At 44.2% G+C, this 12888-nt stretch carries 11 protein-coding genes; 5 read left to right on the top strand and 6 right to left on the bottom strand.

Features of this window, described 5'->3' with window-relative positions:
- Positions 1–13: 13 nt before the first annotated feature.
- The 4 genes from RYK49_RS04140 to RYK49_RS04125 are packed head-to-tail and all read right to left on the bottom strand — an operon-like array spanning position 14 to position 4590.
- Positions 14–1249: an aminoacyltransferase gene (locus tag RYK49_RS04140; RefSeq protein ID WP_314864961.1), complete on the bottom strand. Its 1236-nt coding sequence runs from the start codon at positions 1247–1249 to the stop codon at positions 14–16.
- A 14-nt stretch (positions 1250–1263) separates the two neighbouring features.
- The gene (locus RYK49_RS04135) at positions 1264–2478 is read right to left on the bottom strand and encodes an aminoacyltransferase (RefSeq protein WP_314864960.1); all 1215 of its coding nucleotides are present in this window, start codon (positions 2476–2478) and stop codon (positions 1264–1266) included.
- Positions 2478–3287, bottom strand: a complete 810-nt coding sequence (gene yidA / locus RYK49_RS04130; RefSeq protein ID WP_314864958.1) for a sugar-phosphatase — start codon at positions 3285–3287, stop codon at positions 2478–2480. Before yidA ends, RYK49_RS04135 begins: the two co-directional genes overlap by 1 nt.
- Position 3288: 1 nt before the next feature.
- Positions 3289–4590 (bottom strand): HD domain-containing protein, encoded by a 1302-nt coding sequence (locus RYK49_RS04125; RefSeq protein WP_314864956.1) that lies wholly within the window; start codon positions 4588–4590, stop codon positions 3289–3291.
- A 115-nt stretch (positions 4591–4705) separates the two neighbouring features.
- Between RYK49_RS04125 and RYK49_RS04120 the strand changes: the two genes are divergently transcribed.
- Positions 4706–5092 (top strand): DUF1934 domain-containing protein, encoded by a 387-nt coding sequence (locus RYK49_RS04120; RefSeq protein ID WP_002897831.1) that lies wholly within the window; start codon positions 4706–4708, stop codon positions 5090–5092.
- Positions 5093–5377: 285 nt separating this feature from the next.
- Entirely contained in the window at positions 5378–8074 is a 2697-nt protein-coding gene (locus RYK49_RS04115; protein WP_314864954.1) for a cation-translocating P-type ATPase, read from the top strand.
- 153 nt (positions 8075–8227) lie between these two features.
- Here RYK49_RS04115 and RYK49_RS04110 read toward each other — a convergent pair whose 3' ends face one another.
- A complete protein-coding gene (locus RYK49_RS04110) occupies positions 8228–9088 on the bottom strand; it encodes a metallophosphoesterase (protein WP_314864952.1) in 861 nt (286 codons plus the stop codon).
- Positions 9089–9399: 311 nt separating this feature from the next.
- Here RYK49_RS04110 and prfB point away from each other — a divergent pair.
- From prfB to ftsX, 3 genes are all read left to right on the top strand, one after another.
- Positions 9400–10495 (top strand): peptide chain release factor 2 gene (prfB, locus tag RYK49_RS04105; protein ID WP_314864950.1). Its coding sequence is split into 2 segments (ribosomal slippage): positions 9400–9471 and positions 9473–10495, totalling 1095 coding nucleotides; the frame shifts between segments, so codons are not numbered across the junction.
- A gap of 44 nt (positions 10496–10539) precedes the next feature.
- On the top strand, positions 10540–11232 hold the full coding sequence (ftsE, locus tag RYK49_RS04100) for a cell division ATP-binding protein FtsE (protein ID WP_009660571.1): 693 nt from the start codon (positions 10540–10542) through the stop codon (positions 11230–11232).
- Positions 11225–12151, top strand: coding sequence for a permease-like cell division protein FtsX (ftsX, locus tag RYK49_RS04095; RefSeq protein WP_314830907.1), 927 nt, complete (start codon positions 11225–11227; stop codon positions 12149–12151). The genes ftsE and ftsX overlap by 8 nt, the downstream gene beginning before the upstream one ends.
- A 68-nt stretch (positions 12152–12219) precedes the next feature.
- Here ftsX and RYK49_RS04090 read toward each other — a convergent pair whose 3' ends face one another.
- Complete coding sequence (locus RYK49_RS04090; protein WP_314830908.1) at positions 12220–12858, bottom strand: MBL fold metallo-hydrolase; 639 nt, start codon at positions 12856–12858, stop codon at positions 12220–12222.
- Positions 12859–12888 lie beyond the last annotated feature (30 nt).

Here is a 12888-nt window from a genome sequence, read left to right as displayed (position 1 = left end):
GACCTTGGTTCTTTTAACGTCTTAGAATTTTCTTTATGAGCTGAAGCAGCTTAAATTTGAGAGGGTTAGGATAATAACGGAAAGTCCCCATTTTTCGGACGATGAAGCCGTTGAAGTTCTGTTTGAAGCGCAGAACACCGTCAGAACCATCGAAAATTCCCATAATACCGAGGAAATTATAAAATGGAATGCCTCTCTTGATGCTTTCGGTCATAACATATTCCTGCAGCAGGGCTGGAGCGTAGAATTTATTAAACTCAGGATAGGAGCCGCTGAAGAGATAGGTTGCTTCCTGAGGGGTGTAGATAAAGAGGCTGGCAGCCAGGATTTGGTCTTGGTCGCCGTACTTGTCAATCAGCTCTTTGGCCTCTGCTTTGCGGGTTTCAAAGCTATCAAACTGGCTGGAAAGCTCTCGTAGCTGATTTTGCTTCTTTTCAGATTGAGGATTGTTTTCCAAGTCCGCCTGCAGTTTCTGAATTTTCTGGCCCAGTTTCTCTTGGTCTTTTTGTAAGTTCTGAAGATAGTCCTTGAAGTTGAGACTGGCTGTCATAAATTCCGCCTGTTGACCAAAGCTATCATAAAAATCTTGATAGTAGTCTAATGGCTTATCATCATATTCCCGCCGGTCAGAAGTAGCAGCTGTGATGTCTTTGAAAACGCTGAGTTGGTCACGTTCCAGCCTTTTTAGCTTGATACCAAAGGTATTAGCCTTTTTGACAGTCGCCTTGCCATTTTTACTGAAGGATTTGAGCAGGTCTTTCTCCGTCAGACCAGCTAAGTCTTTGACATAATGCCAATCAGGCTCGCCGCCTGGATAGCCTGTCTGTAGTCCGTCAAAGTCAAAGCCTAAGTCAGTCAGCTGCTGGATAAGCTGGCCTTTTTCATCAGATGTGGGCTGGCCATTGCTGTCAAAGGTCTGATACGTCTCGTAAGGCTTGATGATGAGTTCCAAGGCGCCTTCTTTTTTAGCATAGGCCTGCAAAGCTTGATAGAAGGGGCTCAGGTATTGAGCATCAGTAGAGACAGGACCGCAGTTGATTTCCATATGGAGGCCGCCAGTCATAGGCATACTGTAGAGGACAGCAGACACCACTACCTGTCCCTGCGGGTCGGTGTAGCCGACATACTGGGTACTGAAGCCCCGCTTGCTCAGCAGCTCTGCCATTTCTACGGTCTGCATAAAAGAGCGTTGGGAGCTAGCTGAGGTATGCTGGATGAATTCTTCTTGGCTGAGAAGTTTAAAGGTCATAGGCTTCCTTTCTGTTAATGCTTGCTGCGCAGTTTCTTTCTAATAGTGTAGGCCAGATTAGAGAGGTGGTAGAGGGGATTAGTTGGCAGGTTGAACTCACCAGCAAATTCCTCAATGGTTGGATTGAACTTGGATTTAAAGCTGTAGAGACCGCCCTTGAGGTCGTTTTCGATTCCGCCCATATTTTGCCAATCTGCTCCGCGCTCAAAAGCGTGTTTGGCCGTTTCGTACCAAGTGATGATAGCAGGCTGGTAACGACGGTATTCCTCGTCCATTCCGGCATAGATATTTTCAGAGGTTTTGCCGTATTCCAAGACCAGTGTGCCAGACAGGGGAACGACTGCAGCACCTTGGCTGATTTTGGCCTTTAAAAAGTCAATTTCTTCTTGGAGGCGTTTCTGTTCTTGCTGGTTATTCTCAATCTTGCCAGGCTTGGTTTTCTCGGTAAATTTCTCTGTTTCCTTGAGTGTCTTGGTCAGCTGAGCCTGCAAGTCTTCCAATCGTGCCTTTAGATCAATGCTGGACAAGGTGATGTAGGAGTGCTCAGGATAAGTATCCAAGAGTTTTTGATAATAGTCTTTACCGCGTAGGTGGATGTTTTTTCTATTTTCCGTTTTCTTCATCAGGGCTGAAAAGTCATCCAGCAGTTCTGCTCCGCCAAATTGGATTTTAATCCCTTTGTTACGAGCTGTGCGAATAGCCTGTCGAGTGCTCTTAGAAAGCAGATCCTCGCTGAAATCTTCTTTATGAATATTGGCCTGCAAGCGAGGCTGGATGGTTTCATCTAGAGACTCAGTCCGTCCGACCCAGACAGCTCCTGCTTGCTGTAACTGTTGAATCAGCTCAAGCGTCTCTGCCTTATCTTGCAATTCACCACCCATCTTGCTTTCTGCCAGAAAGAGACTAGGGTCAAACTTGACAAAGAGCGCTTTTTTCTCCTTGGCAAATTTCTTGAGCGACGCCAAAACAAAGGTCAGCAGCTCCTTGTCACCATAGTCCATGATAGGGCCGCGTGGGATATAAAGCATGGTCATTCCCAAGGACAGTGACTTAATCAGGATACTGGCTGCAGCAACCAAGTGGTCGTCTTTATAGAAGCCCAAGCGCTCATTGGCCCAGTTATCCTTAATCTGAGCCCAGGCTGAGCTCTGCAGAAGATTGGCCTGCGGATGAGCCGTGACAAAATCGTCGTGTTCCTGAGTTGAAATTCCAATTTTGTAACTAAACATTATTTTAAAACCCACTCTCTAATAGCGTGTGCTACGCCGGATTCGTCGTTCGATTTGGTGATATATTTGGCGATTTTCTTGAGTTCTTCCTTACCATTTTCCATGACAACAGGAGAGCCGACAGCTTCCAGCATGGCGCGGTCGTTTTCTTCATCACCGATAGCCATGGTCTGCTCCTTACTCAAGCCCAGTTTTTCGGCCAGATGAAGGATAGCAGCCCCTTTATTGACAGTCTTTTTGACAATTTCCAGATAGAAAGGAGCTGACTTAACCAGTGTATATTTTTCGGCTAATTCTGGTGGCAGCTTAGCAATGGCCGCATCCAGAATTTCTGGCTCATCAATATACATGCACTTGACGATTTCTTTATTGGCCATTTCTTCAGGAGTACGGTAGAAGATAGGCATGCTGACCAGATTGGACTCGTAAACAGTGTACTTGCCGATGTTGCGATTGGCAGTATAAATGCCGTCCTTGGTGATGGCATGCATGTGAACGCCTAATTTTCGCCCGAGCAGTTCGATATCCAGATAGTCGTCATAGGTCAGTGTTTCTTTGATTAATTCTTGACCTGTAACAGTATCCTGCACCAGTCCGCCGTTGAAAGTAACGACATAGTTGTCTGGCTGATTAAGCTCTAGCTCCTCGAGAAGATTTTGAACACCCGCAATAGGACGGCCGGTTGCAATGACGATTTTAACGCCAGCAGCCTTGGCATCCTGAACAGCGCTGAAGACTTCAGGAGTGATTTCTTTTTGGTTATTTAAAAGGGTGCCGTCAATATCAACGGCAACTAATTTGATAGACATATTATTCTCCGTAGGTAAATTGGTCGTTTTTGATATAGTGCATAAAGGTCTGGTTTTTTTCGCTGAAAAGTCCGGTCTCTGCCAGCATTTCCTTGGGGAAGTAGAAGCGATTATCGCCCTGTCTGGTCCCCGCTAGCGAATGGACGATAGGAGACAGGCTGGACAATTCTGCTAAGCAGCCATCTTTTTGCAGGATCTCAATCTGGGTCCGGGGTTTTTCAACGTCAGGCCGGTAGAAATCATAAGGCAAATCAAAATTACGATGAATAGCAGTATAGTAATCAGGGTCAAAACCAACCTGCCCAACTAGGTCTCGCATGATATCCAAATGCGCTTCGTTTTCCTGAGAGAAGACGATGGACTTAAAGACCTTGCGGTTGATAAAACGCTGAGCCAAGTCAGATAAAATCTTGTCTGGACTAGTCATCCAGACTTGGAAATAGGTATTCATAACACCATCATCCAAGGCCAGATAATCCTGCAGGGTCACTCTGTTTTCAAAGAATGGAATGAGATTGGGCGATGACAGCGCAAAATAATCTTTCTGGGCCGGATAGAGGAACTTAGCTCGCTTGAGCAGATTTTGCAGCAGAACTTCCATCGCTCGGCTGGCCGGGTGGAAATAGACCTGCATGTACATCTGGTAGCGGCTGACTACGTAGTCTTCCACCGCATGCATGCCATTGCGCTTGAAGGCGATGCCGTTTTCTACTGGACAAATCACTCGTAAAATTCTGGTTAAGTCAAATTGCCCATAGGAAGCGCCAGTAAAGAAGGAATCGCGCAAGAGATAATCCATCCGGTCCACATCAATCTGGCTGGAAATCAGCTGGACCACCTGCTTATTGGGATAGGTATGGTTAATAACGCTAGCTACCTTTTCTGGAAAATCTGGTGAAACCTGCACCAGTACCTGATGAATCTCTGTTTCAGGACTGGTGATGATTTGCCGCGTAATGTCCTCGTGATTAGTATCAAAAAGGCGCTCGAAAGTGTGTGAATAAGCTCCGTGTCCCAAGTCATGCAGGAGAGCGGCTGTCATGGTCAGTAGGCTTTCATGGCTGTCCCAGTTGGCTTGGTATTTTTCGTTGAAAATCTTGGTGATGCGCCGAGCAATCTCATAAGCTCCCAGACAATGCGAAAAACGGCTGTGCTCCCCGCCGTGGAAAGTATAGCCGGAAGTACCCAGCTGTTTGATGCGGCGCAGCCGTTGAAATTCTTTAGTATTGATTAAATCATAGATAACCTGATGGTCCACATGAACATAATTATGAACTGGGTCCCGAAATACTTTTTCAATCATGTTATCATTATACCACAAATCATAGTAGGAAAAAAATCAAAGCTGCAACTGAAAGAAGAGCAATTTTGTCCTTTTTTTGATAAAATAGGGAAAGAAAAAGAGAAACGAGATAAAGATGCAAATCAGAATAAAAAATCACATCCAACTGGACGGGCATACCGAGCTAATCGATCAGGTCTACGATACGGACTGGACGCAAAAAGGAGACTTTCATTATCTGCTATACAAAAATGAAGAAGGAGAGAAAGTAGTTCTGAAGTTTCATGATAAAGAGTTGCTTATGACCCGCTTTTCTGAGCCTAAGTCCATCATGCGCTTCATCAGTCAAGGGCAGGCGCTGGTTGGCATCCATACACCTGTGGGCTTGCAGCAGTTTGTGACCGATACTTCTTTTTACAAGGTTGATTTTACCAAGCAAATTCTGCAACTTCATTATCAGCTGAAAACTGTTGATGGAGAGCAGATTTTTGCCAGCTATGAAATGGAGATTAGCTGGGGTTAATTGCTATTCTCCAAGAAAACTCTTGAAAATCATAATGTTTCCCCTTGCAAAAGCTTGAAAATTTGGTATAATAGTTTCTAACTCAAGGGAGTAGCTAACGGAATAACCGTTACAAGGTCGTCAATACGAAAGAAATTTCCGGCCTTGTATGAAATAGCGAGACTTGTTAATAAACAGGTCTCTTTTTTGTTTCTGACTTTTTGGATATGACTGATGCGGCTCGAGATGATAAGTCGTAGTGGTCAGAAAAGTTCAGAAATAAAAGAGGCCAAGAGGAGGAATACATTGTCAAAAGAACAAAAGCGCCAAGCTTTTTACACTCAGAGTCCTGAGGAAATTTTCAAAACTTTGGACGCTTCAGAGCAAGGTTTGTCCAGTCAAGAAGCAGCCAAGCGTTTAGCTGATTATGGCCGCAATGAACTGGATGAAGGGGAGAAAAAATCTCTCTTAATGAAGTTTTTGGAGCAGTTTAAGGATTTGATGATTATCATCTTGTTGGTAGCAGCTGTCTTGTCTGTTGTCACATCAGGTGGTGAAGATATTGCAGATGCTTTAATCATCTTAGCTGTCGTAATCATCAATGCCATCTTCGGTGTCTATCAGGAAGGCAAGGCTGAAGAAGCCATTGCAGCTCTCAAATCCATGTCCAGCCCGGCTGCGCGTGTCCTTCGTGATGGCCATGTCACAGAAGTAGATTCTAAGGACTTGGTACCTGGTGATATCGTTAGATTGGAAGCCGGTGATGTTGTCCCAGCTGATATGCGACTTTTAGAAGCTAATTCACTGAAAATCGAAGAAGCGGCTCTGACAGGTGAGTCTGTGCCGGTTGAGAAAGATTTGACTGTTGAGGTAGCTGCAGATGCTGGTATTGGCGACCGTGTGAATATGGCCTTCCAAAACTCAAATGTGACCTATGGTCGTGGGGTTGGGTTGGTTGTCAATACAGGGATGTATACAGAAGTCGGCCATATCGCAGGTATGTTGCAGGATGCGGATGAAACGGACACACCTCTTAAGCAAAATCTTAATAGTCTGTCTAAGGTTCTGACCTATGCTATCTTGGTGATCGCTGCGGTGACCTTTGTAGTCGGTGTCTTCATTCAAGGGAAAAATCCACTGGATGAGCTGATGACCTCTGTAGCCTTGGCAGTTGCCGCTATTCCAGAAGGTCTGCCTGCTATCGTTACCATCGTGCTGGCTTTGGGAACTCAGGTTCTGGCTAAGCGGAATTCGATTGTCCGTAAGCTTCCGGCTGTTGAGACTTTGGGTTCAACTGAGATTATCGCTTCTGATAAGACTGGTACCCTGACTATGAATAAGATGACGGTCGAAAAAGTCTTTTATGACGGGGTCCTGAATGAAGCTGGACAAGATATTGAACTTGGCTTGGAGTTGCCTCTTTTACGTTCGGTTGTCTTAGCCAATGATACCAAGATTGACCAAGAAGGGAAGCTGATTGGTGACCCAACGGAAACAGCCTTTATCCAGTATGCTTTAGACAAGGGATATGATGTGAAGGCCTTTTTAGAGAAATATCCTCGTGTAGCTGAGCTACCCTTTGATTCAGACCGTAAGCTCATGTCTACTGTCCATCCATTGCCAGATGGGAAATTCCTTGTGGCAGTAAAGGGAGCACCAGATCAACTCTTGAAACGCTGTGTTGCCCGTGATAAGGCTGGAGATGTTGCAGCGATTGATGATGCTACTTCACAGCTGATTAAGTCTAACAACTCAGAGATGGCTCACCAAGCTCTGCGCGTTTTGGCTGGTGCCTACAAGATTATTGATGCAGTTCCGACTGACTTGACATCTGAAAATCTAGAAAATAATTTAATCTTTACTGGTTTAATCGGTATGATTGACCCAGAACGTGCAGAAGCAGCAGAAGCTGTTCGCGTAGCCAAGGAAGCTGGTATTCGTCCCATTATGATTACCGGTGACCATCAGGATACAGCAGAAGCTATCGCCAAGCGCTTGGGTATTATTGAAGAAGGAGATACTGAAGACCATGTCCTGACTGGTGCAGAGCTCAATGAGCTTTCTGATGCAGAATTTGAAAAGGTTGTTGGCCAATACTCTGTCTATGCCCGAGTTTCACCTGAGCACAAGGTTCGGATTGTCAAAGCGTGGCAAAACCAAGGTAAGGTCGTAGCCATGACAGGAGATGGTGTCAATGACGCACCAGCTCTGAAGACAGCTGATATCGGTATCGGTATGGGAATTACAGGTACAGAAGTATCTAAGGGTGCCTCTGACATGATTTTGGCAGATGATAATTTTGCGACCATCATTGTAGCCGTGGAAGAAGGACGTAAGGTCTTCTCTAATATTCAAAAGACTATCCAGTATCTCCTTTCAGCTAATACAGCTGAGGTACTGACTATTTTCTTGGCAACCCTCTTTGGCTGGGATGTGCTGCAGCCAGTTCATTTGCTTTGGATTAACCTAGTAACGGATACCTTCCCAGCTATTGCTCTGGGGGTTGAGCCTGCTGAGCCAGGTGTCATGAGTCATAAGCCTCGTGGCCGTAAGTCTAGCTTCTTCTCAGGTGGAGTGATGAGCTCTATCATTTATCAGGGTGTCCTGCAAGGAGCTTTGGTTCTGGCGGTTTATGGTTATGCTATCTCTAATCCCGTCCATGTCGGTGATATCAAGGCTATCCATGCGGACGCTTTGACAATGGCCTTTGCAACGCTTGGTCTCATCCAGCTCTTACATGCTTATAATGTGAAATCTGTTTACCAATCTATCTTTACAGTTGGACCATTTAAGTCTAAGACCTTTAACTGGTCTATCCTGGTTTCTTTCATCCTATTGATTTCAACTATTGTAATTGATCCACTGGAAAAGATTTTCCATGTGACCAAACTGGACTTGTCACAATGGACAGTTGTTCTGATTGGTAGCTTTGCCATGATTGTCATTGTTGAAATTGTTAAGTTCATCCAACGTAAATTAGGTATGGACAAAAATGCTATTTAACAGCAAAAAGTCATCTGCGGATGGCTTTTTTTATAGCAAACAGAACTTCATAACTTTTTCCAATTTTCGTTCCTGTTTATTAGAAGTCTATGTGCAGTTGGACAGCAAAAAACAGCTCTCAGATGAGCTGAGAACTGCTATTCAACATTTCCATTACTGAACTTCAATCACTGTTAAAGCATCTCGCAGTTCAGCTGCCAGGTGTTTTTTCTTATAGTCTCGAAATTCGACTAAATCTTTAACAGCATTATAACGCTTGTGCAGGCGGTACATCTGGGGGATATTATACTGAGGAAAGTCATTAAAAAAGTTCCGAGTCAGTTCCCATTCACGGATGTAGCCCAGAGGACGCATATGGTAGCGGACACCTTCGATAACACGGCTTTGGTGGCGGTGATGAAGATGGCCGAAAACAACCTCTTTCACCTTGTATTTGACAAAGAGCCGATGAAAAGCTTGGCTTCCTAGGAAGGCGTTGAAGCGCTGGAAATAGGGATGGTCGTATAGAAAGTCTTGATGAGGGACAAAATGCAGAGCAACAATAATGGGACCATCTAAAGTCATCAGCAGTTTTTCTAACTCTCGCAGCGTCTGAGCTGTAATGCTAGGATCGTCGAGTTGACGCTCCAATCTGCGGTCAAACCAGAAATTAGTCTTGGTTCTCAGATGCTCTTCCTTGCTTTTTTCTGGAACAAAGCTGTAGTCGTACCAGCCAGAAAAGCTGACGAGCTTGGTCTGGCCGAACTGCTGAACCTGGAAATCATAGTTTGAAATTTCTTGCTCAGAAAGTCCCAGCATATCGTGATTTCCCAGATTAAAAGAAAGGGGAATCTCTTGCTTCAAAGTTTCAAGAAAGGGCAAACTAATCTTGGTCAGGTCGTTGGATAAATCTCCAGCGATGTGTAGGTGGTCAATCCCTTCCTCTTTTAAAAGCTGGCGAAGAGCTTGGCGCTCAAAATCTCCAAACTGGTTGGAGTCCAGATGGAGGTCGCTCATAAATCCGATTCTTGTCATAGTTTTAGTCTAGCATATTTTTCAAAACTTGAAAATGCTTAAGCACCTATGGAGAGTCTCCCTTTTTATCAGAACACCTCATAAATTTTTGTAATTTTGTATTTCGTTTATCCATGAATGAAGTCCAGGAAGGCTTGAAATAATTCTTCCAACCCCATGTCATTATATTACTTTTCTAACAATTGGGTGACAAGGAGTCGCTTGTCTTGCCTAGCTAAGGAAAATCCGATAAAATGTAAGCTGCTGAATGTGAGATTAGGCAAACTGTTTAATTTATGTTATAATTAAACGATATGTGAAAAGAGGTATTTATGGACATTTCAGAAATTCGTCAAAAGATTGACGCAAATCGTGAAAAATTAGCTTCTTTCAGGGGGTCTCTTTGACTTAGAAGGTCTGGAAGAAGAAATTGCCATCTTAGAAAATAAGATGACAGAACCCGATTTTTGGGATGACAACATTGTAGCCCAGAAGACATCTCAAGAGCTGAATGAACTCAAGCAAACCTATGAAAATTTCCATCAGATGACCGAGCTTTTTGATGAATCGGAAATCTTGCTTGATTTTCTGGCTGAAGATGAGTCGGTTCAGGGAGAGTTGGAAGAAAAGCTGGACGAACTCGAGAAAATGATGACCAGCTATGAAATGACCCTGCTCCTATCTGAGCCTTATGACAATAACAATGCCATCCTTGAAATTCACCCAGGCTCTGGTGGTACAGAGGCCCAGGATTGGGGAGATATGCTGCTGCGTATGTATACGCGCTTTGGCAATGCCAAGGGCTTCAAAGTTGAGGTCTTGGACTATCAAGCGGGAGATGAAGCGGGAATTAAGTCAGTGACTCTTTCATTTGAAGGGCCGCACGCTTATGGTCTGCTCAAGTCAGAAATGGGAGTCCACCGTTTGGTTCGGATTTCACCATTTGACTCAGCTAAACGTCGCCATACTTCTTTTACCTCAGTAGAGGTCATGCCAGAGCTGGATGACACCATTGAGGTGGAAATTCGCGATGACGATATTAAAATGGACACTTTCCGCTCGGGAGGAGCCGGCGGACAGAATGTCAATAAAGTTTCTACTGGTGTGCGACTGACCCATGTTCCTACAGGAATTGTGGTGCAGTCTACCGTTGACCGAACCCAGTATGGAAACCGTGATCGGGCGATGAAGATGCTGCAGGCCAAGCTTTATCAGCTAGAGCAAGAGAAACAAGCAGCCGAAGTCGATTCACTCAAGGGAGATAAGAAGGAAATTTCCTGGGGCAGCCAAATCCGCTCCTATGTCTTTACACCTTATACCATGGTCAAAGATCATCGGACCAGTTACGAAGTAGCACAGGTGGACAAGGTTATGGACGGAGATTTGGATGGTTTCATCGACGCTTATTTGAAATGGCGTTTGAACTAGGAAATGCAAGAGATTAGAATTAGATTGAAAGGAAATTTCAATAGATGTCAATAATTGAAATGAAAGATGTTGTCAAGAAGTATGGCAACGGGACCACTGCCTTACGTAGTGTGTCTATTAACGTAGAACCTGGGGAGTTTGCCTATATTGTTGGCCCTTCAGGAGCAGGAAAGTCAACCTTTATTCGTTTGCTTTACAGGGAGATAAAGCTGGATAAGGGAAGTCTGAAAGTAGCTGATTTTGACTTAGCTAGGATTAAAAAGCGCGATGTTCCAATGCTGCGCCGTCAGGTTGGAGTCGTATTCCAAGACTACAAACTTCTTCCTAAAAAGACAGTGTATGAGAATATTGCCTACGCCATGGAAGTTATCGGTGAGCGCCGCCGCAATATTAAAAAGCGGGTTATGGAAGTGCTGGACCTGGTTGGCCTTAAGCATAAGGTCCGCTCATTCCCTAATGAGCTTTCCGGTGGTGAGCAACAGCGGATTGCCATTGCGCGTGCTATTGCTAACAACCCTAAAGTCCTGATTGCGGATGAGCCGACAGGAAACTTGGACCCAGATAATTCTTGGGAGATTATGAACCTGCTGGAGCGGATTAACCTTCAGGGAACAACTGTCCTGATGGCAACCCACAACAGCCAGATTGTAAATACTCTGCGTCACCGCGTTATTGCTATTGAAAATGGCCGTGTGGTACGTGATGAAGCGGAAGGAGAATACGGATACGATGATTAGAAGATTTTTTCGTCATTTGATTGAGTCGCTTAAGAGTCTTACGCGGAATGGTTGGATGACTGTAGCGGCTGTCAGTTCGGTTATGATTACCTTGAGCTTAGTGGCTGTCTTTGCTTCAGTAATTTTAAATACAGCCAAGCTGGCAAATGATATTTCCAATAATGTCCGCGTCATGGTATACATGCGTAAGGATGTTGCCGATAATAGCGAAACGATTGTAAAAGAAGGCCAAACAGTTCAGAATGAGGACTACCACAAGGTCTATGATGCTCTAACTTCTATGAAAAATGTAGAGAAGGTTACTTTTTCCAGCAAGCAAGAGCAGTATAATAAGCTAACAGAGACCATGGGTAGTGAGTGGGATGTTTTTGATGAAGAAAATAATCCTCTTTACGATGCTTATATTGTTGAGACCAAGGCACCTAAGTATGTAGAATCTGTTACAAAAGATGCTCGTAAGATTGATGGTGTTTCAGAGGTTCAAAATGGTGGTACCAATACCAAAAATCTCTTTGCGTTTTCTAATTTCATCCAAACATGGGGATTGATTGGGACAGCGCTTCTGATTTTCATTGCTATCCTTCTCATTTCCAATACTATTCGGATTACCATTATTTCCCGAAGTCGCGAGATTCAAATCATGCGCTTGGTTGGTGCCAAGAATAGCTATATCCGCGGACCATTCCTGTTTGAAGGAGCATGGATTGGCTTGCTAGGAGCAACAGTTCCGTCAATTGTAGTGTATTTGACATATGGTATAGCCTTCCAGACTATGAATAAGAGCTTGGTAGGTCAAGGACTTTCTATGATTGATCCAAAACTCTTTAGTCCGATTATGATAGCAGCACTCTTTGTGTTGGGAATTCTTATCGGATCATTGGGATCTATCATCTCTATGAGACGCTTCTTGAAGATTTAACAAATCATAAAAAACAGAGTTTGAAGAATTTCAAACTCTGTTTTTGTTATAGGTAATTGCTTAAATGGTTACTGAGCTAAAAATGGGTTAAAGAATTTTTCATGTGAAATAGTGGTATCATGACCATGACCAGGATAAACAGCATAGTCTTTGGGCAATACCAGAAGTTTCTCACGAATTGCTGTCAGTAATTGCTCCATGTTTCCAGTCGGCAGATCCGTTCGTCCGATGCTTTCCCGAAAGAGGGCATCACCCGTCAAAACAAGACGGTCATCAGGAAAGACTAGAGAGACACCACCGATGGAGTGGCCAGGTGTTTGCAATACATAGAAGTGGAAGCCACCAAGGTCATAGTCTGTCTCGTAGGAGAAAAACTCCTCTGCTGGTCGGCAAATAATATCTTCCATGTCATCATGGCGAGCTAGGCCAGATAGATTGTCTGTCGGTGTGTAGAGCCAGCTACTTTCGCTATCGGCCACATAGACAGGCGGGGCAGCATAGTGCTCTCGAACCTTTTCTAAACTCATAATGTGATCATAATGGGTGTGGGTTAGGAGAATAGCAATCACAGGCTTGGCGAGTTCCTCTAGCTTGCGTTCAATCTTTTTCCAGTCACTGCCAGGATCGACGACTAGGAGACCCTGATTATTTTCTAAGATATAGGTGTTTTCAAAAGCAACAAGGTTGATAATTTTATGAATTTTCATCTGATTTCCTCGGAAAATGTATTCTGGTAT

The sequence above is a fragment of the uncultured Streptococcus sp. genome (genome assembly GCF_963525625.1).
In the GTDB taxonomy this organism is placed as follows: domain Bacteria; phylum Bacillota; class Bacilli; order Lactobacillales; family Streptococcaceae; genus Streptococcus.
This window is presented reverse-complemented; position numbering and strand designations above follow the sequence as displayed.